The 22,866-nt window shown below is 44.2% G+C and carries 18 protein-coding genes; 6 read left to right on the top strand and 12 right to left on the bottom strand.

Annotated elements, in window-relative coordinates; genetic code table 11:
* The coding region (locus R7E47_RS20590; RefSeq protein WP_318085040.1) for a Calx-beta domain-containing protein at window positions 1-5,151 on the top strand (5,151 nt) is incomplete at its 5' end.
* 52 nt (window positions 5,152-5,203) lie between these two features.
* On the opposite strand, the gene R7E47_RS20585 is transcribed toward R7E47_RS20590, so the two are convergent.
* Window positions 5,204-6,397: a class I SAM-dependent methyltransferase gene (locus R7E47_RS20585; RefSeq protein WP_047102342.1), complete on the bottom strand. Its 1,194-nt coding sequence runs from the start codon at window positions 6,395-6,397 to the stop codon at window positions 5,204-5,206.
* A 161-nt stretch (window positions 6,398-6,558) separates the two neighbouring features.
* Entirely contained in the window at window positions 6,559-7,962 is a 1,404-nt protein-coding gene (locus R7E47_RS20580) for a methyl-accepting chemotaxis protein (RefSeq protein ID WP_053350773.1), read from the bottom strand.
* Between the two features lie 90 nt (window positions 7,963-8,052).
* Here R7E47_RS20580 and yccX point away from each other — a divergent pair, with 90 nt between their 5' ends.
* Window positions 8,053-8,325, top strand: a complete 273-nt coding sequence (gene yccX / locus R7E47_RS20575) for an acylphosphatase (protein WP_017634611.1) — start codon at window positions 8,053-8,055, stop codon at window positions 8,323-8,325.
* A 2-nt stretch (window positions 8,326-8,327) separates the two neighbouring features.
* Here yccX and R7E47_RS20570 read toward each other — a convergent pair whose 3' ends face one another.
* Window positions 8,328-8,657 (bottom strand): TusE/DsrC/DsvC family sulfur relay protein, encoded by a 330-nt coding sequence (locus R7E47_RS20570; RefSeq protein WP_005377396.1) that lies wholly within the window; start codon window positions 8,655-8,657, stop codon window positions 8,328-8,330.
* A gap of 408 nt (window positions 8,658-9,065) precedes the next feature.
* Here R7E47_RS20570 and R7E47_RS20565 point away from each other — a divergent pair, with 408 nt between their 5' ends.
* Window positions 9,066-9,440, top strand: a complete 375-nt coding sequence (locus tag R7E47_RS20565; protein ID WP_047102337.1) for a chromosome partitioning protein ParB — start codon at window positions 9,066-9,068, stop codon at window positions 9,438-9,440.
* 76 nt (window positions 9,441-9,516) lie between these two features.
* Here the strand turns inward: R7E47_RS20565 and R7E47_RS20560 are convergent, their stop codons facing one another.
* The 5 genes from R7E47_RS20560 to R7E47_RS20540 form a co-directional block, all read right to left on the bottom strand.
* Window positions 9,517-10,185 (bottom strand): Bax inhibitor-1/YccA family protein, encoded by a 669-nt coding sequence (locus R7E47_RS20560; RefSeq protein WP_005494926.1) that lies wholly within the window; start codon window positions 10,183-10,185, stop codon window positions 9,517-9,519.
* A gap of 249 nt (window positions 10,186-10,434) precedes the next feature.
* Window positions 10,435-11,184: an amino acid ABC transporter ATP-binding protein gene (locus R7E47_RS20555; protein ID WP_005377400.1), complete on the bottom strand. Its 750-nt coding sequence runs from the start codon at window positions 11,182-11,184 to the stop codon at window positions 10,435-10,437.
* 23 nt (window positions 11,185-11,207) lie between these two features.
* Complete coding sequence (locus tag R7E47_RS20550) at window positions 11,208-12,305, bottom strand: amino acid ABC transporter permease (RefSeq protein WP_005389988.1); 1,098 nt, start codon at window positions 12,303-12,305, stop codon at window positions 11,208-11,210.
* A 1-nt stretch (window position 12,306) separates the two neighbouring features.
* Window positions 12,307-13,512 (bottom strand): amino acid ABC transporter permease, encoded by a 1,206-nt coding sequence (locus R7E47_RS20545; protein ID WP_005377402.1) that lies wholly within the window; start codon window positions 13,510-13,512, stop codon window positions 12,307-12,309.
* Window positions 13,513-13,730: 218 nt separating this feature from the next.
* Entirely contained in the window at window positions 13,731-14,759 is a 1,029-nt protein-coding gene (locus tag R7E47_RS20540) for an amino acid ABC transporter substrate-binding protein (protein WP_005377403.1), read from the bottom strand.
* Between the two features lie 460 nt (window positions 14,760-15,219).
* Between R7E47_RS20540 and R7E47_RS20535 the strand changes: the two genes are divergently transcribed.
* Window positions 15,220-16,140 carry a bifunctional precorrin-2 dehydrogenase/sirohydrochlorin ferrochelatase gene (locus R7E47_RS20535; protein ID WP_258484165.1) on the top strand — a complete coding sequence of 307 codons (921 nt, stop codon included), beginning with the start codon at window positions 15,220-15,222 and terminating at the stop codon, window positions 16,138-16,140.
* A 101-nt stretch (window positions 16,141-16,241) separates the two neighbouring features.
* Here R7E47_RS20535 and R7E47_RS20530 read toward each other — a convergent pair whose 3' ends face one another.
* Together R7E47_RS20530 and R7E47_RS20525 are read right to left on the bottom strand one after the other, a co-directional pair.
* Window positions 16,242-16,724 (bottom strand): YajQ family cyclic di-GMP-binding protein, encoded by a 483-nt coding sequence (locus R7E47_RS20530; protein ID WP_005377415.1) that lies wholly within the window; start codon window positions 16,722-16,724, stop codon window positions 16,242-16,244.
* 21 nt (window positions 16,725-16,745) lie between these two features.
* The gene (locus R7E47_RS20525) at window positions 16,746-17,804 is read right to left on the bottom strand and encodes a 3-deoxy-7-phosphoheptulonate synthase (RefSeq protein WP_005390197.1); all 1,059 of its coding nucleotides are present in this window, start codon (window positions 17,802-17,804) and stop codon (window positions 16,746-16,748) included.
* A 372-nt stretch (window positions 17,805-18,176) separates the two neighbouring features.
* Between R7E47_RS20525 and R7E47_RS20520 the strand changes: the two genes are divergently transcribed.
* The gene (locus tag R7E47_RS20520; RefSeq protein ID WP_005377418.1) at window positions 18,177-18,674 is read left to right on the top strand and encodes a DUF4442 domain-containing protein; all 498 of its coding nucleotides are present in this window, start codon (window positions 18,177-18,179) and stop codon (window positions 18,672-18,674) included.
* Between the two features lie 33 nt (window positions 18,675-18,707).
* Here R7E47_RS20520 and R7E47_RS20515 read toward each other — a convergent pair whose 3' ends face one another.
* Window positions 18,708-20,060 carry a hypothetical protein gene (locus R7E47_RS20515; RefSeq protein ID WP_005377421.1) on the bottom strand — a complete coding sequence of 451 codons (1,353 nt, stop codon included), beginning with the start codon at window positions 20,058-20,060 and terminating at the stop codon, window positions 18,708-18,710.
* 192 nt (window positions 20,061-20,252) lie between these two features.
* Here R7E47_RS20515 and R7E47_RS20510 point away from each other — a divergent pair, with 192 nt between their 5' ends.
* The gene (locus R7E47_RS20510) at window positions 20,253-21,086 is read left to right on the top strand and encodes a S1 RNA-binding domain-containing protein (RefSeq protein WP_017633794.1); all 834 of its coding nucleotides are present in this window, start codon (window positions 20,253-20,255) and stop codon (window positions 21,084-21,086) included.
* 283 nt (window positions 21,087-21,369) lie between these two features.
* Here R7E47_RS20510 and rsmF read toward each other — a convergent pair whose 3' ends face one another.
* The gene (gene rsmF / locus R7E47_RS20505; RefSeq protein ID WP_017821869.1) at window positions 21,370-22,806 is read right to left on the bottom strand and encodes a 16S rRNA (cytosine(1407)-C(5))-methyltransferase RsmF; all 1,437 of its coding nucleotides are present in this window, start codon (window positions 22,804-22,806) and stop codon (window positions 21,370-21,372) included.
* Window positions 22,807-22,866 lie beyond the last annotated feature (60 nt).

Here is a 22,866-nt window from a genome sequence, read left to right as displayed (position 1 = left end):
GGCACGGGTCCAGGACCTGATCCGGATGATGACCGTCCAAGCGTGACTATTTCAGATGCTGGCACCATTAATGAGGGGGATACAGCCAATTTCAAAGTGACGCTGTCGAACGCCTCCGAGTCCAATGTTCAGGTCGAGCTAGGCCTGAACTTAGGTGACACCGAAGTTGGAGACTTAGGTACCTTAGAATACAACACAGGCTCCGGTTGGGTTGCAGTGCCAAACGATGGCGTAGTAACGGTGCCAGCTGGGCAAACTGAGTTTGATGTGCGCATCGCTTCTATTGATGATGCTGTTTATGAAGGTCCAGAAGATTTCAGCGTGACGGTGACTGGCATTGGGGCGGTGCAAGGCAGCGATACCGGTACGGCAACGATAGTGGATGACGGCACGGGTCCAGGACCTGATCCGGATGATGACCGTCCAAGCGTGACTATTTCAGATGCTGGCACCATTAATGAGGGTGACACAGCGAACTTCAAAGTGACGCTATCGAACGCCTCTGAAGCGGAAACGCAAGTAGAGTTGGGTCTTAATCTCGGCGATACCGAAGTCGGTGACTTAGGCACCTTAGAATACAACACCGGAAGCGGTTGGGTGACCGTACCAAACGATGGCGTAGTAACGGTGCCAGCGGGGCAAACCGAGTTTGATGTGCGCATTGCTTCCATTGATGACGCGGTGTACGAAGGCCCTGAAGATTTCAGTGTGACGGTGACTGGCATTGGCGCAGTGCAAGGCAGCGATACGGGGACGGCAACGATAGTGGATGACGGTACGGGTCCAGGACCTGATCCGGATGATGACCGTCCAAGCGTGACTATTACCGATGCTGGCACCATCAATGAGGGGGATACAGCCAATTTCAAAGTGACGCTGTCGAACGCCTCCGAGTCCAATGTTCAGGTCGAGCTAGGCCTGAACTTAGGTGACACCGAAGTTGGAGACTTAGGTACCTTAGAATACAACACAGGCTCCGGTTGGGTTGCAGTGCCAAACGATGGCGTGGTGACCGTGCCGGCAGGGCAAACTGAGTTTGATGTGCGCATTGCTTCCATTGATGACGCGGTGTACGAAGGCCCAGAAGGTTTCAGTGTGACAGTGACTGGCATTGGCGCAGTGCGAGGCAGCGATACCGGTACGGCAACGATTGTGGATGACGGCAGTGGTCCAGGTCCTGATCCGGATGATGACCGCCCGAATGTGACTATTTCAGACGCTGGCACCATCAATGAGGGTGAGACAGCGAATTTCAAAGTGACGTTGTCGAACGCCTCCGAGTCTACAGTTCAAGTCGAGCTAGGCCTGAACTTAGGTGACACCGAAACCGGTGACTTAGGTACCTTAGAATACAACACAGGCTCCGGTTGGGTTGCAGTGCCAAACGATGGCGTAGTAACGGTGCCAGCTGGGCAAACTGAGTTTGATGTGCGCATCGCTTCTATTGATGATGCTGTTTATGAAGGTCCAGAAGATTTCAGTGTCACGGTGACTGGCATTGGCGCAGTGCAAGGCAGCGATACAGGTACGGCGACGATTGTGGATGACGGCAGTGGTCCAGGTCCTGATCCGGATGATGACCGCCCGAATGTGACTATTTCAGATGCTGGCACCATTAATGAGGGTGAGACTGCGAACTTCAAAGTGACGCTATCGAATGCCTCCGAGTCTACAGTACAAGTCGAGCTAGGCCTCAACTTGGGTGACACCGAAGTTGGAGACTTAGGTACCTTAGAATACAACACCGGAAGTGGTTGGGTGACAGTGACAAACGATGGCATTGTGACCGTTCCTGCTGGGCAAACTGAGTTTGATGTGCGTATCGCTTCCATTGATGACGCCGTTTATGAAGGCCCTGAAGATTTCAGTGTGACGGTGACCGGCATTGGGGCGGTGCAAGGCAGCGATACCGGTACGGCAACGATTATTGATAATGATGCTCCTCCTTCTATTTCAAATGTTGTGAATGCAGTTGTTTCGGAAGAAGGTTTAGCTAATGGTATCCCTGATAATACAGGATCACCTTCAGACACTACTAACTCCGCAAGTTTCTCAGGAACATTCACAGTTGCCGATCCAGACACGGCGAATGTTTCAGTGGTATTGGCAGGCCCTAACAACCTAACATCAGGAGGGGAGCCTATATCGTGGACGTGGGACAACAGTACTCAAACGCTGACTGCGAAAACTGCTCACCTGAGCGTTGTTGCTACTGTTGTGCTGAGCGAGCCTTCAGCTTCAGGTCAAGGCTCTTGGGACTATACTATTACTCTGTTTGAGCCACTTGATCATCCTGTTAATGATGTGGAAGACATCATCAACTTTGATTTACAGATTTCTGTAAGTGATGGACAAACAACAACATCTCAAAGCTTAAATGTGGCCGTTGAAGATGATTGCCCATACGTGCCTGTGGTTGTTCAACCCGTCGACGTGTCGCTTACTGGTGCACCTAACGTTCTGACAGGGCGCATAGATTTTGCAGGAAGTGAGGCAGATGCAACCAGTCGAACATTTGGGGACGTTGTTGTGACTGCAAACGGTTTTGTGTCTGACGAATCTGTGATGCTGGGAACAGCTGAAATCAATCAATCATCAGAAGGGATTGGCGTTAAAAGTTCTGGTAACAACGGCTTCCAATTAGAAAACGAAGTCGATTATCGATTCGCGGGTAATGAGGGTGTATCAGAGCAGTTAATCATAGACTTAGGCAATAAAGTTGCTTACGGAGCAGAAATAGAATTTGAGAAAATGTTTGGTGGTGAACTTGAGAAAGGAATCGCATCTTTTTATAGAGATGGTGTATTAATTGCTCAGCAATCGTTCAGCTCTGACGCAAGCAGTGGTGATTACGCGGCAAATTTCAATGTTCAACAGGGAGGCTTTGATAAAATCATCCTCGAGGCGACCAGTAATGGCAATGGCCCGGATACTGAAGACAACAGTGACTTTACCGTTAAGTCAATAACCTTTACAGGTGCGTACTCTGGCGTGCCAATTGCTAGTGCGGATGGGAACCTCGGTGCTGTATATGGAGCTGATGGCCCTGGTTCTATAGTCTTAAATGGAGGTGAGGCTGGTTTAGAGACTCTAGATGGTAAAGACGTGTTGATATACGTCGATCCACAAAACTCTAATAGACTGATTGCAGAGGCTGATGGAGAGCTTGCATTCGAAGTTCAACTTACACCTAGCACTGGAAAATGGGAGTTCTTCCAATACTTGCCTTTGACCTCACCTTATGGCGATGGGGATATCGATTTTAACTACACTATTACTGATAATGATGGCGACAGTAAAACGGGGTACTTTTCTGTCAACCCTTACGCCCCACCAATTGTAGAAGGTGTAACACTAAACGTTTCTGAGGAAGGCTTAAGCAACGCCATTGCTGATGACTCTGCTCTAAACGGCTTTGATGACACAACTGACTCGAGTACTGATGTAGAACAATTGACGCTGGGTCAAACCGTTGATTCTGTTACGCTCAGTGAACCATCTACAGCTCTTACTAGTAACGGTATCTCTGTAACGTGGACGTTATCAAATAACGACCAAATGCTTATCGGTTCCGCGAACGGTGAAGAGGTTATCAAAATATCAGTCAATGATACTGGAGTGGTATCTACGGAGCTTCTTGGTCCGATTGATCACTCCAACCCATCTGGAGAAGACACCTTAAATATTGAGGTGCCTGTGCTTGTCTCGAATGCTCGTGGTCTTACTAACTCCACAACGGTCAACGTTATTGTGGAAGATGACTCACCAGATTCTGCATCTATTATTCACGATGTAGTTGCAGAAACTAAAGAAAGTGCCAACGTTCAGCTCATAATGGATGTCTCGGGTTCTATGCGAACGGATAATCGCTTGCAGATAATGAAAGATTCGGCAACTCAGTTATTGAATCAATATGAGTCTATCGGTCAAACGCGAGTTCAAATTATTACTTATAGCAGTACAGCATCCACTTACGCTATAGGTGCTGCGACGTGGCTGACGGTCGAGGAGGCCAAAGCGTATATTGAGACGCTAACTGCGGGTGGCGCGACTAACTATAACAACGCGCTAAATGAAGCAAAACAGTCATGGGATGATGTAGGTAAGTTAACCAGTGCGTCGAATGTTAGTTACTTCTTGTCAGATGGTCAGCCAAACCCTGCGTCATCATTTATAAACGACGCTCGCGAGCAGAGTTGGATTGATCACCTAACCGATCCTGATAATCAGATAACAGCCCTAGCGTATGGTATGGGCGTTAATCTTATGCCGGAGCAATTAGATCGCGTAGCATATGATGGCTTTTTGAATCAAGACCTTGATGGTGTTGTGGTTCCTGACGTAACTCAATTACCTCCGGTTATGTTGCAGTCAGTGATTCAACCTGTTGGGGGGAACTTGATGTATACCACTTCTCCAGATACAGGTATTGGTGCAGATGGTGGTTATATTAGCGAAATAGAACATGACGGTGTCACTTATTCGTTTGATGGTACAGACCTAATAGTAACTGACACTAACGATGGTATTTCGCATGCATTTGACGACACAACGATGCTGCTTACTATCTATATCGACAGCAAACATACTCTGGAAATCGACCTAAACGATGGTGCGTATGCATTTTATGGTGCGGTGGGTGATACAGTTGAAACGTTAGACTTCGATTATGTATTGACGGATAACGATGGCGATCAAAGTGAGAATACCCTGCAATTCGTTATTGATGAAAACGGAGGAGTAAATGCTTCAAGTAATGGCTCTGCAAATATTATTGAAGCTGAAGTAGACGTAAGTCATGACATCTTGATCGGTAATGATAACGAGGCAGATGTCTTTAAATGGGTCAACGACTCCTTGGATACAGGAACAGATCTAATTAGAGGTTTTGAGAGAGATTTGGACACCTTAGATCTGAGTGAAGTCGTTGAAGATGCAGGGCACAATACGATAGAAGAACTTCTTAATAGTATTGACTTGAACATTGATGGCGATGACTTATCTCTAGAAATAACCCATAACGATGGAAACTCAATTCAAACTATCGTAATAGAAAACGGGGCGACAGAGTTTAGTGATTTAATCGTGGGAAATGCGGACTTTGAGAGAGATGTGTTATCCGCACTAACTAAGGTTAACTTAGAGCCATAATGAAAAGGGCCAGTAGGCCCTTTTCTTCTGCTTTGTCTTACTTATTCGTAGCCTAAAGCACTTTACATGCAAAACCTTTTAAGTAGAAGCCTTCTGGATATGCTGTATCGGTTGGGTGGTCAGCGGCTTGCTCAAAACGCTCCACAAACTTTACTTGGCGGTTAGCGTCTACGGCTGCATCAGCGATGATTTTCTGGAACAGAACTTGATCCATCAAGCCAGAGCACGAGTAGGTCAGTAGAGTGCCGCCCGGTTTTAGAATTTGCATTGCTAGCATGTTGATGTCTTTGTAACCACGACATGCGCCGTTTAGTTGTGCTTTGCTCTCTGCGAACTTCGGTGGGTCCATAATAACCACATCGAACTGAGTTCCTTGATCACGATACTCACGAAGCAGCTTAAACACGTCTGCATTTAGGAACACGGCACGCTTCTTCGAAATATCAAAATCGTTTAGCTCTGCGTTGAATTTTGCGGTATCTAAAGCAGGTTGCGACACGTCAGCGTTAATCACACGCTTTGCATCACCTTTTAGAGCGTAAAGTCCGAAGCCACCTGTGTAAGAGAAGCAGTTAAGAACTTCTTTGCCTTTCATATATTTCATCGCTTGCTGGCGACTATCACGTTGATCTAGGTAGAAACCTGTTTTGTGTCCGCCAACGATATCTACACTAATCTTTACGCCATTTTCTTCGATGACGACCGATTTAGGTGGCTCTTCGCCGTGCAAGACGCCCGTGATCTCTTTTAAACCTTCTTTTTTACGAACGGCCACGTCAGAGCGCTCGTACACATTACAATCAGGGAAGCACTCAACCAGAGCGTCAACAATAGCCTGCTTATTGTGTTCTGCGCCAGCACTGAGAAGTTGGCACACAAAGAAATTTTGGTAACGGTCGATCGTAACGCCTGGTAAGCCGTCAGACTCTGCTGCGATAAGGCGATAACCCGTAAGGCCATCACGTTCGATAATGTCTTCACGAAGAAGTTGTGCGTCTTTAAGTCGTTTAACGAAAAACGCGGTGTCGATTTCTTCTTTATCAAAACTCCAAATACGAGCACGAATTTGCGAAGCTGGCGAATATGCCGCCTTAGCTAGCCATTTACCGTCGTGAGTGAATACATCAACCGTTTCGCCAAGAGCAGGTTCGCCCTCAACTTTGTTGATGCCTCGAGAGAAGATCCAAGGGTGCTTGCGCTTGACCGATTTCTCACGACCTTTAACCAAATAGATAGCAGCTGTCATTTCATTAGCTCTTGTTGAATTTTGAAAGGGGCGTATTGTCCGGGATGTGAATGGTAAAAGCAATATCCCTCGGCAATCCAGTACATTGTAGTGACTTTTAAATACAAAAAAGGTCACTAAAGTGACCCTTTTATTTGAATTTGCTGTAACAGATTCCGTTGCTATGCTTTAAGTCCAGTAAGTAGAGCTTCCATTGTGTCGCTTTGCTTACGCAGTTGAGCAACGTTTTGTGAAGTCTTGCTTATCATATTGCACACGTTATCTGCTTGAACTCGAATTTCTTCAACGCTTGAGGCGATATTGTCCGCGACTACACCTTGCTCTTCAGCTGCTGTTGCAATTTGAATGCTACTGTCGGAGATAGTTTGATTTTTATCTGCCAAAGAGCCGATTTCGTGATTCACTTCCGTCATGAGGTTTTGTCCCTCATTTGCGTTATTAACTGTCACTTCCATCAGCTTAGTAAGCGACTGACTGTTACGCTGTAACGATTCGATCATCGTTTGGATTTCAACTGTCGCTTGCTGAGTGCGTCCCGCAAGAGCGCGAACTTCATCCGCAACGACCGCAAATCCACGACCTTGTTCTCCAGCACGTGCAGCTTCAATAGCCGCGTTCAGAGCAAGTAGGTTGGTTTGCTCGGAGATCCCATTGATGGTTGTCACGACTTCATCAATTTGTGCTGCATTGGCATCTAACTCGGCAACGGCTTGAGACGCAGATTGAATCTCATTAGAAAGGTTCGAAATCGAGTGAAGCGTATTCTCAACTTTCACTTGTCCAGACTGAGCCACGTTACGTGCATCATCGGTTTGCGTGCTTGAATCGTGAGCTAGTGTCGCGACTTCTCGAATCGTTGATGCCATTTGTTCCGTTGCACTCGCAAGAGAGTTGAGGTGTTCCTGCTGAGTCGCTGAAATATCTGAACTGTGATGAATCGATTGATTCAGGTCTGAGCTAATTTGTTGCATTAACGCCACAGACTCTTGAATCGACAGCACCATTTGTTGCTCTCGTTCTGCAACTTTGTCTATCGTAATAGCAATTTCACTAAACTCGTCGCGAACAGGGAAGAAGTTCATTCTCGCAGTTAAGTCGCCACCCGCAAGGGTGTTTAATGCTTTGTTCATCGTGAACATCGCGCCGCCAATAAACGTCATGATGTAGTAAACGCCAAGAGCGAGAATAAACAAGCTCACACAGATAATGCTTACTTGAGTCGTTGATAGGGCAGCCCATAAAGAAAGTTCATGGTTCGCAACCAAACTGTACGCACCATTTAAAACAGACACGGATTGCGGACCAGAGCCAATAGAAACGGTTTCTGAACCCGCTATGAGGCTTGCTACTTGAGATTGAGAAAGGTTGCCTGCCTCTATCAGACCTTTCATAAGCATGAGCTCTTCTTGGTACATACTTGAGATCAGTGTATTAGCCGCGCTATTAAGGACGAGTGTGAGAATGACTAAAGCAAGAAGAGGGAGAACGAAGAGCAAATAGAACTTTTCTTGAATCTTTAAGTGAATGAGATACTTATCAATCCAGCGGAATGGAATTTCTTTCATAATTATAATAACCGTACAAAAACCCACTATCCTTAGTGGGGTGAATAGACGAAAAGAATATATCACTCAGTAAAAAGAAGCGGTACAAAGATGAACGTAAAGTGTGAGAGATTTATAGTAAAAGGTCATGTTCAAGGCGTGGGCTTTCGTTACCATACTTCCCATCAAGGATTGAAGCTAGGGTTAACAGGTTATGCGAAGAACCTAAACAATGGTGATGTTGAAGTGATGGCGTGTGGAACAGACGCGCAAATAGTTGCGTTTTCGGAATGGTTACAAGAAGGACCGCGAACGGCAACAGTAGAGCATGTGATGCAGGAGCCTGCGTCGTATAAGCCGTTACGCGGTTTTAAAATTTTATGAATCTACAAGCATTTAGCTGGCTTTGGTAGGCCGGCTAATTTGGTTGCTTGTTTGGCTGGTCCCTTTTTAAACAGCTTGAATAGATACTTACTGTTACCTTTTTCTGGGCCGTGCGCTTTTTCCATCGCTTTCACAAGCATACGCACTGCAGGGGAGGTATTAAACTCTTCATAAAAGTCTCGCACAAAATGCACAACTTCCAAATGAGCATCCGTAAGCTCGATGTCTTCTTCTTTTGCTAAAAGCTCAATCATACCTTCTTCCCATTGAGTATGATCCAATAAGTAGCCTTGAGCATCCGTTTCAATTTCTTTGCCGTTGTAAACGAACATAACGTTTTATCCGTTAAGTAAACATGGATGTTTATAGATTAGCGACAGCCGAGAATGTTCTCAACAAAAGAATCTCGAAGTCGTATCGAGCGAATTAAAAGCGTACAAAATGGTGAGTGTTTTTGACTGAGCTAGGCACTTTGATATAAATGATCTTTTATTCAAATAAATAGGAAACTATTCAGTTCGTTAAAAATTTTACGGGGTGAATACCAACGAAATTGCATGGATACCCAGGCTTATTCATTTTTGTTTTGGTTTTTTCTTGGCTACTTGTCTGATTATGGGATTTTATGGGTGAATGAATAGCTGACAACGTTGTGTTTGTTTTCATAGACCGATATTCTCTTTGATTGATGAAAAGCCTGTATTCAGGTTAGAAACAACAATGATGACAAGGAGTTAGTCATGTCGAAACAACGTTACATTGAGATTAATGACAATGTAAAATCCACTTGGTCCATCGAGCGAATTTGGCAACTTGCAGAATCCTTACCTGTAGAAGAAATTGCGATTGATGATATAAAAGGCCCAAATGAAGTGACTTGGTTTAGTCATGAAGGGCCACGGCCAACCTGCCGTGAAATTGCAAAACATTGCCAACGAATCAACAATGCTGATTTGTCGTATCCGGTAATCTTAACCAGTGACTATCGTGTTTTTGACGGTATGCACCGAATCGCCAAGCAAATCATGTTAGGAGAGGAAACGATCAAAGTGAGACGCTTTAGAGAAAATCCAGAAGCTGACGAAGTTATCGAGTTGTCTGTAGAGCAGGCGTAATACACTGAATTGCACACAAAGAAAAAGCCCGAAGGAATTACCTTCGGGCTTTTTTATTCTACTTAACGAGAAACGATTAATCGTCGTTCATAATACCTAGAATGCTTAGTAGACTAGTGAACAAGTTAAGGATGTTTAGGTACATCGAAATTGTTGCACTGATGTAGTTTGTCTCTTCGCCACGAACGATACGACTTGTATCGAATAGGATGAAACCAGAGAACACGAGTGCAGAAACACTGCTGATTACTAGGTGAGCCATTGTTGAACCAACGAAGATGTTAATCAGCGCTGCAACGATCACAATGATCAAACCTGCCATCAGGAAGTTGCGCATGAAAGAGAAATCTTTCTTGCTTGAAATGGTGTAAGCCGATAGGCCAAGGAACACCATACCAGTCAAACCTAGAGCTTGAGCAATGATAGTAGGACCGTTTGGAATTGATGCGTAGTAGTTAAGCATTGGACCTAAAGCACCACCCATTAGAGTCGTGAAAACGAATGTCCAAACGATACCAGATGATGAGTTGATTGCCTTTGGCATAACAAAGAACAAAATACCAATCGCTGCAAGCTGCATCACAATTGCCATGATTGGTGAAATTTGCATTGCCATAGTCGCGACTGCTGCGATAGCACTGGTCATCAGTGTCATCGACAGTAGGAAGTAAGTGTTTTTCAGTACTTTGTTAGTTTCTAGTGTATTAGGAACACTTGTTGAACGAGTAAACATTGGACTGTTCATAATTATCCTCAATAAGGGAGTTTACTATTGGTACATTTATGGGGCTGAAAGTTCAAAAAATCAAGCCCTAACCATACGTAACTTAGATAAAATAATAATAGAAATAAGATGTTATGTATTTGGCAACTTGTAACACAATATTACTGCCTAGCATAGCTATGTTGATTCTTACACAGATTTTTGAATTTAGTAACAAAAAGCACTGGCTTCATAGAAACCAGTGCTTTTTTATGTCGATTCGGCTAAATCTTAGTGGTGTAAGATTTGCGCTAGGAAGTTTTGGGTCCTATCCGATTGAGGATTCTCAAAGAAGTCGACCGGGTTGTTTTCTTCGATGATCTCTCCTGCGTCCATGAATATCACGCGATCGGCAACCTCTTTAGCAAAGCCCATTTCATGTGTCACACATAGCATAGTCATGCCTTCCTCGGCGAGTTCGACCATTACATCCAGTACTTCGCGAACCATTTCCGGGTCGAGTGCAGATGTTGGCTCATCAAAAAGCATGACTTTAGGGTTCATACACAAAGAGCGAGCAATCGCCACACGTTGTTGCTGGCCACCAGACAGCTGACCGGGATACTTCTCCGCTTGGTCTGGAATTTTAACACGTTCCAGATATTTCATCGCAACTGCTTCTGCCTCATCTTTTGGCATCTTCTTCACCCAGATAGGCGCGAGCGTACAGTTTTCCAGTACGGTTAAATGAGGGAAGAGATTAAAGTGTTGAAAGCACATGCCCACTTCTCGGCGTACTGCTTCAATGTTCTTTAAGTCTTCAGTTAATTCCGTACCAGAGACGTAAATGCTGCCTGCTTGGTGCTCTTCAAGGCGGTTAATACAGCGAATCATCGTTGATTTTCCCGACCCAGATGGGCCACAGATAACGATTTTCTCGCCGCGCTTAACGTCGAGGTTAATATTTTTTAGTACGTGAAACTCACCATACCATTTATTCATGTCCTTCAATTGGATCATGTAGTCTTGTTGTTGCGTCATAATACGTCCTTGATCTTGATGAGTTATCGTTTGTGACCGGTATGAAGTTTGTTTTCAAGCCATATCGAATAGCGCGACATGCCAAAACAAAATACCCAAAACACTAACGCGACAAATACATAACTTTCTGTAGCAAAACCTAACCATTCAGGGTCGGTGTTTGCTGCTTGCCCTATACCGAGTACGTCAAACATGCCAATGATGAGTACTAAACTGGTGTCTTTAAACAAACCGATGAAGGTGTTCACGATAGAAGGAATAGTAATCTTTAGCGCCTGTGGCAAGATAATAAGCCCAGTCTTTTTCCAGTAACTTAACCCAAGCGCATCAGCGGCTTCATATTGACCTTTCGGAATGGCTTGTAGACCACCGCGTACCACTTCTGCCATGTAAGCGGAGGCAAACATAACCACACCTATAAGGGCGCGAATCAGTTTATCTGTCTCTGAACCTTCAGACATAAACAATGGAAGCATAACCGAAGCCATGAACAAAACCGTAATCAGCGGAACGCCACGCCAAACTTCAATGTAGACGGTACAAATGCTGCGAATGATCGGCATCTCTGAACGTCTACCAAGCGCAAGCACCACACCAATTGGCAATGAAACTACGATACCAACTAGCGCAATAATGAGTGTAACGAGTAGTCCACCCCACTTGTGTGTATCGACCACTTCTAGTCCAAAGACACCACCGTATAACAGCCCAGCGATGATGAATGGGTAGATGTTTACGAAGAAAAGCCAAATCCACATCCGTTTCGGTGTCTTCTCATACGCGAGTAAAACAGTAAATATGGCCAATGTGATATAGAAAAGGCGAGGGCGCCATAGTTCGGACTCTGGATAAAAACCATACATGAACTGCTCCCAGCGCACGCTGATAAATACCCAGCAAGCACCATCTCGGCTACAGTCGTCACGCGTTGAGCCAATCCAGTCTGCGTTAATAAACGCCCAATCCACGATATACCATATTGCAGTTACGACAATATACGCAAGAATGACAGTAACAATGGAATTGATAGGGCCATTAAATAGATTTTTCCGCATCCAACCAACGAAGCCTACAGTATTGGCGGGTGGTGGGAGATCCGGTTGAAATTGATGAGTACTCATATTATCTCTCCACCAGCGCGACTTTACGGTTATACAAGTTCATTAATGCAGACGTAATCAGACTTAATGTCAAGTACACGCCCATCGTCATCGCAATGATCTCAATCGCTTGTCCCGTTTGGTTCAGGGTAGTACCAGCAAACACAGAGACAAGATCTGGGTAACCAATCGCCATCGCTAACGATGAGTTTTTGGTGAGGTTGAGATATTGACTGGTTAAAGGTGGAATAATAATTCGTAACGCTTGAGGAATGACAACAAGCTTTAAAGTTTTCGAGCGTGGTAAGCCTAGCGACATCGCTGCTTCGGTTTGACCATGGCTAACCGCATTAATACCAGAGCGCACAATCTCAGCAATGAAAGAAGCTGTATAAACACTCAATGCCAAAAGTAGCGCAGCCAATTCAGGAATAATGCTAATACCACCTCGGAAGTTAAACCCTTTTAGTTCAGGATAATTCAGTGAAATTGGCATACCAGCAAGGAAGTACACAACCAATGGAAGGCCAACAACTAAACCCAAAACTATTCTTCCCATTGGGGTTTGTTGCCCAGTGAGACGTTGCTTATTATTCGCCCATACATTAATTAATAAGCTTGCGATTACCCCGAAGATTAACGCGGCAATAACGTAGCTACTGCCGGGTTCCATAGTCGGTGCAGGGAAATATAAGCCACGAACGTTCAGGAAAATAGCTTCACCAAGACTTAAGCTTTGGCGTGGTGAGGGTAATGCTTGAAGAACAGCGAAATACCAGAAGAATATTTGCAGAAGAAGGGGGATATTTCGGAAAGTTTCGATATAAACTGCCGCTAAACGACTAACTAACCAGTTAGAAGAAAGGCGGGCAACCCCCATGGTAAAGCCAATCACAGTAGCCAGAATAATACCTAATACGGAGACTAACGCCGTATTAAGAAGGCCGATGATAAATGTTCTACCGTAAGAGTACGTTTCATCGTATTCAATTAGTGTTAACCCAATACCAAACCCGGCTTCTTGATTCAGAAAACCGAAGCCCGTTGCAATACCACGAGCATCTAAGTTATTGAGAGCGTTGTTTACAATCGTGTAAAAGAAAAATACCAGTGCAGCAATGGCAATGATCTGGAAAATAGCAGAACGAAAGGCAGGATTATAAATCAGGCTCTTGCTTCCGCTTGGTTTGGACATCGTACTTGGCGATGCATCTTGTGTCGGTTTCATACAGCGATAACCTCAAACCTTAGTTATAGATATCGGCCTGTATAAAGAAGTTTCGTCCTTGCTGGCTAAAGAATAACGCTCTCATGTCTGGTGACTTACGAACCTTTAAAGCCGTTCCACCAAGCGAGCGCTTTTCGCCATCCAATGAGCGATCCTTACTCATACAGTGAGATATAATCAAGAAAAAGGGCGGCATGAACCGCCCTGATTAACTCTTTCTATCGGATTGGTGGCGCGTACATAAAGCCGCCCGCATTCCATAGCGCATTAACGCCACGAGAGATTTCTAACGGCGAACCAGTACCGACTGTACGCTCGAAGCTTTCACCATAATTACCAACTTGTTTGATAACTTGGTAGCCCCAATCATCACGAATACCCAAACCTTTGCCTTTAGGGCCATCAACACCGAGGATACGTTTGATGTTTGGATCTGTTGACTTCAGCATTTCATCCGCATTCTTCGAACTAATACCGTATTCTTCAGCGTTAATCATCGCAGACAATGTCCACTTAGCGATGTTAAACCATTGATCATCGCCTTGACGAACGACTGGACCTAGTGGCTCTTTAGAGATGATTTCTGGAAGAACGGCCGCAGAGGACGGATCTTTCAAATTCAAACGTAGTGCATAAAGGCCAGATTGGTCAGTTGTTAATACGTCACAGCGTCCCGCATCAAAACCTTTCGAAGTTTGCGCCGCTGTGTCGAATACCACTGGTTTGTACGCCATGCCTTGGTTGCGGAAATAATCTGCAAGGTTTAGCTCGGTTGTTGTACCTGATTGAACACATACCGACGCACCATCAAGCTCTTTAGCACTTGAGATACCAAGTTCCTTCTTCACCATAAAACCTTGACCATCGTAGTAGTTCACACCTACGAAGTTTAGGCCCAGTGCAGTGTCACGGTGGAGAGTCCAGGTCGTGTTACGGGAAAGCACATCAATCTCACCAGATTGAAGCGCAGTGAAACGTTCTTTTGCGGTTAGGGGTACATATTTAACTTTCGTTTTATCCCCAAGAACGGCTGCAGCCAGTGCTTGGCAATATTCTACGTCGATACCTTCCCATTCGCCTTTTGAGTTAGGGTTAGAGAAACCAGGTAGACCGGTACTTACGCCACAAGTAAGAAAGCCTTGTTTTGTGACTTTGTCCAGAGTAGTGTCTGCTGCTTGAGCTGATGTTGCCATCATCGCAGTAGAAGCCGCTACGACGGAAGCAAGAACTGTGAGTTTATTTGCCATTTGTATCCTTCCTGTATGATCCATGTTTAATCAGGAGTGACCTGAAATAACGTGTCCAATTCGTTAGAGTTATCGTCCTACGTGATTGATTTTCGAAGAAACGGCATTCGATAGATCAACCAGTTATAAGCGTAGGAAAGGATCTGTTAATTCTCAAATATATAATTTAAATGAAGTTTTGAGAGAACTTACAAAGTGCCTTGAGATTTAGAATGACGAAATGTTAATTGTTTGTAAATAGTGCAATTCATGGACAATTTGGTGCATCAGAACAATCAATAGAAGAGTGAACAATACAAAAGAATAAAAAGTTGTTATCAAAACTGTCATTAGCTGAGCAAGGTGAAGTTCAGTAAAAATTCAAACAAAAATTATTTGTGATACCGAAACAGGGTGATGAGCTTGCCCCATTTTTGGTAGCATGGTCTACAACAGCTAATTAGAGTAATCATGGATTGAAATGCGATATTTTCCTCTGTTCTTAGATTTAATTGATAAACCCGTTCTCGTCGTGGGTGGCGGTGAGGTGGCAAGCCGAAAGGTGGAAGCGTTGCTAAAGGCTGGGGCGGATGTGACTATCGTTTCTCCGACGTTGGTTGATTTTCTGTCTAAGCTTGCTTCTGAGCATCAACTGCGCTGGGTACAACGTTTCTATTCGAGTGACATTGTCACTAAAAGCTTTGTTCAAGTGTGGGCGACGACAGACAATCCTGAGCTAAATCACCAAGTGTACAAAGATGCCAAAGAGCTAGGCATCTTGGTTAACGTTGTGGATGATAAGCCTTATTGTGATTTCATCACGCCGTCTATGATTAATCGTGGCCGCATCCAAATCGCTATCTCTAGTGGTGGAGCTTCGCCAGTTTTAATTCGAAACATCCGTGAAAAACTTGAATCGATACTGCCACAAAACTTGGGGTTGATGGCGGATTTTGCTAACTCAAAGCGAAACTCAATTAAAGAGGCGCTGCCTAGTGTCGATTTACGCCGCAAGTTTTGGGAGCAATTCTTCTCGAATCCAGAGGTGGAAAACGCGCGAGATAATCGTGAGTTAGAAGCAATTTACCAAGCGACCATGGCAACACCTTTAGATGAAAAGGGAAGTTGTACTTGGGTTCATGTTGGGAAAGATGTTGAGATGTTGCCAATAAAAGCCGTACGCTATATGCAACAAGCGGAGCTGGCTCTGTACTCAACTCGATGTGAAGCGAATGTGTTAGAACTAATACGAAGAGATGCAGAAAGAGAAGCTTTCTCGAGCGCTGCTGAGCTTTCGGATATGCTGGCCAAGGCTAAAGCTGAAAAGCTTCGAATTTGCGTGTTCATACCACAAGGAACGAGCGAATTCGTATTGCTGCAAGGACAGGACTTAGTTATCTAGCAATGCCAAATGCTAAAGTGGATACGTAGTTCGTTACACTAAAGCCAATAAAAAACGCCAGCGGATTATGCGCTGGCGTTTTTATTTACTTCTCAGATTGATTAATCACGGAAGTTGTTAAACTGGAATGGGATACCCATCTCTGCTTCACGAATCGCTGCCATTGTCGCTTGCAGGTCGTCGCGTTTCTTACCGGTAACACGTACTTTGTCGCCTTGAATAGAAGCTTGTACTTTTAACTTTGCGTCTTTGATAAGTTTCACTACTTTTTTCGCCGTTGGAGTATCAATACCTTGGCGGAAAAGCAGAGTTTGGTGCCAGTTTTTACCAGTAACGTCTGGGTCTTGTGCATCCATTGCGTTCGCGTCAATGTTACGCTTCGCTAAGTGGCCGCGTAAAATGTCGCGCATTTGCTTAAGTTGGAAGTCACCTTCCGCAGACATTTTTACGTTTTCTTCTACTAGCTCAAAGCTCGCATTTACATTGCGGAAATCGAAACGAGTAGACAATTCACGGTTAGCATTATCAACGGCGTTACGTAGTTCAACCGTATCGATTTCAGAAACAATATCAAACGATGGCATGAAGATTCCTTGATTATTTTGTTATAGGGACTTTCGGGACTTAACAGCGCTTGCCAGCATATCTAGCATTGTAGCAGTGTCTTCCCAGCCTAGGCATGGATCTGTAATAGACTGACCATACGTTAGGTTATTGATGTCAGTCATTGGCTGATTGCCTTCAAGAATAAAGCTTTCTGCCATGATACCCGCAATACGAGTGCTGCCTGACTTAATTTGGTTACAAATGTCTTGAGCTACGTCGATTTGTTTTCTGTGTTGCTTCTGACAGTTTGCATGGCTGAAATCCACAACCAAACGTTGTGGCAATCCAAACTCAGCTAAAGCATCACATGCTTGTTTGACTGATGCTTCATCAAAGTTAGGGCCTTTTTCTCCACCGCGCAGAATAATATGACCGTAAGGGTTGCCACTTGTGCGGTAAACCGTCATTCGACCGTTCTTATCTGGCGAGTAGAAGTAATGCGATGCTTTCGATGCGCGAATTGCATCAATTGCAATTTTTACGTTGCCATTTGTGCCATTTTTGAAACCAACTGGGCAAGATAGTGCCGACGCCATTTCACGGTGAATTTGTGATTCCGTTGTGCGAGCACCAATCGCGCCCCAAGTGATCAAATCCGCGATGTATTGGCCAGTGATCATATCAAGAAACTCAGTAGCAGTCGCAAGACCAAGCTTGTTGATATCCAGTAGTAGTTTACGAGCTTTATGAAGACCAGCTTCAAGTGCGTAAGAACCATCTAGGTTAGGGTCCGTAATCAAACCTTTCCAACCAACTACTGTACGAGGCTTTTCAAAGTAAGTACGCATCACGATAAACAGTTCGTCTTTGTACTTGTCTTGGATTTCACTCAGGCGAGTGGCGTAATCAATGGCAGCTTCAGTGTCGTGAACAGAACACGGACCTACAATCGCAAGAAGGCGATCGTCTTCACCCGATAAAATGTTTTCAATCTGACGACGAGATTGAGCGATACGGTCTGCAACGTCATCCGTAATAGGATGTACACTACCTAGCTCTGCTGGGGTAGGCATTGGACCCAAAGGCTGGGTTCTCAATTCATCTGTTTTTATAGGCATGTTATAGCTTTATTCTCTATTGCGAAGGGGTAAAGATAACGGAATTACAGGCAGGAATAAACCGTTTCACGGGAATCTTCGCCAGGAAATACCGAATTGTATACAAAGGTGTAGGTATTCATTTAAATGACTTATGTATAAATGACAAAACTTGATCATTAAATCAATATATATACATTTGAATTTATAACCATTTTATCTACCTCGCTGTAAGGTAATCTAAGTAACTGCGATAAACTTCATACCTCACGGGTGACGCCGTCACTTCATGAGGGTTAAATAACTCGTGAGATCGAGCTTTTGTTAACATTTCTTTGACATCTATTTCTTTCGTTGATTAACTGGTCTGACTAGATTGGTAAGGAGACCAAAATGTTATCAGCTCTACGTCGTGCGAATTTGTATCTAAATCTGTTTGGCTTTTCGAAAGTGCCGCTGATTTGGCTTTGCCACCCTAAAATCATTGCGATAGATAGCAAGCATGTTGAGGTTCGTATCCCATTGCGCAGAAGAACGAAGAACCACCTGAATAGCATGTATTTCGGCGCTTTAGCCGTTGGCGCTGATGTTGCTGGTGGTTTTCTTGCTATGAGTAAAGCGCAAGAAAAGGGAGAAGCGATCTCGCTAGCATTTAAAGGTGTGAAAGCCGAGTTTTTAAAGCGCCCGGAAGCCGATGTGCACTTTGTTTGTAACGATGGTCATGTCATTGATGAGATGCTCGAGCACACCTTGGCAACGGGTGAACGAGTAAATCGTGACGTAAAAATTGTCGCGCTGTGTCCTAACTTACATGGTGACGAGCCAATGGCTGAATTTTCGCTTACTCTTTCGATAAAAAAAGCAGCCCAACAAAGAAAAGAGGCTGCCTAGTGGTTTGTGGCTCGTTTGTTTAAAGGCGTTGGCTTAATTGAGTTCAATCTTCTCGATAGAGACGATTTTGGAGCGATTTAAGACCACTTTCCAGCGGTAATAAACAGGCTCATCGGTGTGGTTGTCCTCTTTGACAATCACATTGAGCAAATGACGTTTCTCTACTGACTCTTTGGTTACTTGACCTTCATTTAAACGGTAAACTCGGTTTGAGCTTTTATCCATCAAGCGGATGATAGGGCGCAAACTGATGTTCAATGTTTCTCTCGTTTGTTCGTAACCACTCAAGAAAAGAGAGGTCGCCATTTCGGTTTTCTCGTGATAATGAAGAATCTGCTCTTCACGTTGAACGACGCGTTTTTTACGTATTCTTTGAATCTTATCCGGCAAGCTACTTAAGGTACGATAATCGAGCCACTCCAATTTTTTGCCAACCACTTTTTTCGTCGTTGGATCAACGTACTTCTTACGCCATTTTGGTTTGCCTTTACGGATCCATCGCCACATGGCATCGCGTAAATCATCTTTAAAGATTTCTCGTAAAGCGTAAATAAAAGACATCGCGATAATGAATGAGGCAGAAATTTCCCCCAGATAATCGCGAGCGAGAATCACGGTCGAGGTCACGACAACCATCACTAAACCGGTTGCAATACCTTTGATAGCGCGCTTAATGTTGTTACCCATCGATATGGTTTCTTCACGAAGCACGATAGGGTGTTCAATCAATCGCCTTAGCAAGCGCATTTTGTTAGATAGGCGAGTAACGTCTTCAACGACTCTTGATGAGTTGTATTTGTTGAGTTTACGATGGGCTTGCTCTTTCTCACATAGCGTGATCAGACGCTTTTTGATCGTGCCATAGTCGCCTTCACGTGGTAGATGGGCCACCAGTGACAGGAACTTTTGCTCGGTATACCAAGACAGATAGTTATCGATGTTAACGTAGTAGCGTTTTAAGTTCTCTTCATAAGGAATAGAACGCCGCAAGCGCTTTAAGATCTCAAGCGTGAGCTCGATAACTTCGTCCACTTCATCTTCCGTTACGGAGTTGTTCTCATGCTTGTTTAAACTTGCTACCGCTTTGTCTAGCGCGATAACGTATTGGTAAGCGAACAAACTCAAACTTACTCGGTATTGCTGATTCGACAGGCGTCCACGTTTGGCAAGTCGACTGTGTACTAGCGGAAGAAGGATTTCAGTACTGTAATAAGATCGTTGCTGTGTGATTGAGGTGTAATAAAATTCGGATTCACTGATGATATCGGCGTTTAAACCAAGCTCACCAGGTATAAAAAAGTAAATATCTAGGTCGACACTTTTGCTCTTTGCGAGTGCATGACTGATTTTTAATGTTATTGAGTCTTGTTTATCGACGGTGACCAAAGAAAGCTCCTGACTTTGCTAAAGCATTCTTAACTTATGCGTTCCGTTGAGCAGGTAAGTATAAGAGTGCTAAAAGAGTGACTGGGGCATATAGCTGAACGACAACAGCATAACAGAGCACTATGCTTTTCTCTCTGATTTTCTTGTTAGTTTAGGTATAATTCCACGTAAATTTAAAAAGAGACAAAATCAATGATTAAAATTGGTCAAATTAACAGCTTAGAAGTCATTAAAAAGGCTGATTTTGGCGTATTTCTGGATGGCGATGATTACGGTTCTGTTCTACTACCTAGTAAGTATGTACCAGAGGGTACTGAAATTGGTGAGCATGTAGACGTATTTCTGTACTTCGATTCAGAAAGCCAACTTGCTGCGACCATTGAAAGACCAATTGCCCAAGTGGGTGAATGGGGTTTAATGAAGATTGAGGGTGTGAATGCGACAGGTGCTTTTGTAAATTGGGGCATCAAAGAAAAGGACTTACTGATTCCTTTTAGTGAGCAACGCACTCGCTTCTCTGCCGGACAAACCATTTTAGTGTATGTTTATACCGACAAAGCGTCAGGTCGCATTGTTGGTACGACTAAGTTCAATAAATGGTTAGATAAAACTCCAGCGAATTATGAAGTTAACGAGCAAGTTGATTTGATCATCGCAGAGCGTAGTCAACTTGGTTATAAAGCTATCGTTAATGGTAAGCATTGGGGCATGATTTTCCCATCGGATGTTTTTGGTAAGCTTTACATCGGTAAAAAGCTGAAAGGCTTTATTAAGCACATTCGTGAAGATGGCAAAATCGACCTTGCTCTACAAAAAGTCGGTGTGGCGAAAATGGACGATCTTTCTAGTAAGATCCTTGACTTGCTAGAGAAGAAAGGCGGATTTTTGCCTTTGAATGACAAGTCTTCTCCTGAAGCGATTTTTGATGCTTTCCGCACAAGTAAAGGGACTTATAAAAAGACCATCGGTGGCTTATACAAGCAGGGTAAAATTGTCATTGAGAAAGACGGTATTCGTCTAGCGTAGTCCAAACTCACGTATAGTGGAACTACAGCCAAAAAAACGGCCCAAACTTTTCCTTTTTTTGGGCCTAGGGGAAACGGCTCCGCAGAGCCTGCGCTAAACTTGTCCAACAATAATTTTGTTGGTGAACATAGAGAGAAATGCCACATCAAAGCATTACTTTGATACAACTAGTTTAGTACAGCGTGTCCGGATCGCTAGCGAGCCCACTTGCTTTCATACTTACGAATTAAAAAGCCATCGCAAATACGATGGCTTTTCATTTATTTATGGTTCGTTACGTCTTTTAAAATAAGTTCTTATCTCGTACTAATTCGCGAGGGAGACCATTCTTTATTCGGTTGCTTACCCACTTGCCAAGGCCAATAACTGCGCCTTGATAGGTGACAAGCACTTCGCCTTTACCTGTTTTCATTCCCTCAGGAATGGTTTGTGGGCGAACATCACGCCCCATGTACCATTCGCGCGCTTCTTCAATACTGAGTTCAATGGCGTTGCTTTCAGAACCTGTCGCCAGGGCAGTCGCGACTTGGTGTTGCCAACGGTAGCCATTTTTATGGGCTTCCGCGATCTTTATACCCATACGGGAGAAGCGTAATTCGCCGATCATCGCTTCTAAAGCATTAGGGAATAACCAGACATCTTTATCGCGAAGCCATACAGAACTGTCATTTGGAAGTTTAATACCTAACGCGCTTTGGAGTTGTTGAGCAATTTCTGTCGATTCTTTTTTTGAAGTTTTAGCAAAGGGGAATTTCCCCATGCGCTTTTTGACTTCTGGCGCCTCAACAGCAGCCAGTTTGCGAATTCTTGCAACAAAGAACCCTTCACAGTCGTAGACCTGTGGGAAAATATGCAAAAAGCCTTCTTCAGTTAGAGCTGCCTCTGCGTTTTCAAACAAGTTCTCAAGGCTTTCAAACTCTACAGCATCCCCAAAGGTTTCTTTCAAGTGTTGACAAACTTGTTGGTTTTCTTCTGTACTGAGCGTACATGTTGAGTAAACCATCACACCACCGGGCTTTAATGCATGGAAGGCGCTTTCAATAAGATCTTTCTGTGTGTCAGCGATGTCGAGTACGGAAGCTTGCGTCCAGTTTTTCATCGCATCTTCGTCTTTGCGAACGGTGCCTTCTCCAGAGCAAGGCGCGTCGAGCAAAACCGCATCAAATTGTTCTGGTAGCCAACCGCCAAAAACGCGTCCATCGAAGTTACTTAGTGCGGCGTTACGTACCCCACAACGTTCCACATTAGCGTGCAGTACTTTTACACGACTTGCGGCGTATTCATTGGCCACAAGTACACCTTCGTTGTTCATTAAAGCTGCAATTTGAGTGGTTTTTGAGCCTGGAGCGGCTGCGGTATCTAACACGGCATCGTAAGATTCATCATTCATAAACAGAGCAGATACCGGCATCATCGAACTGGCTTCTTGAATGTAGAATAAGCCAGACATGTGTTCTGCTGTGTTGCCTAATGGTACAACTGACTCATCCGCTTCAATCCAAAACCCCGTGTCACACCAAGGCACAGGAGAAAGCTTCCAGCCTTTTGCTTCTGCTCGTTCTAGAAACGCTTCAACACTGATCTTCAACGTATTAACTCGAATACTTTTGCGCAGTGGCTTTTGGCACGACGCGATAAAGTCTTCCATGTTGAGGTGAGCAGGAAGGATAGTTTGGATTTTTTCCAGAAACGCGTCTGGGATGTAAACATTAGGATGCAATGTGGGATCTCGTTTGCAGAATTTGTGGCAAATAATATACGAAAGCGAAGCAGAAACGAA

It is taken from the genome of Vibrio sp. Vb1026, assembly GCF_033338745.1.
In the GTDB taxonomy this organism is placed as follows: domain Bacteria; phylum Pseudomonadota; class Gammaproteobacteria; order Enterobacterales; family Vibrionaceae; genus Vibrio; species Vibrio alginolyticus.
Note: the sequence above shows the minus strand (reverse complement) of the source record. Positions and strands in the feature narration are given on the sequence as shown.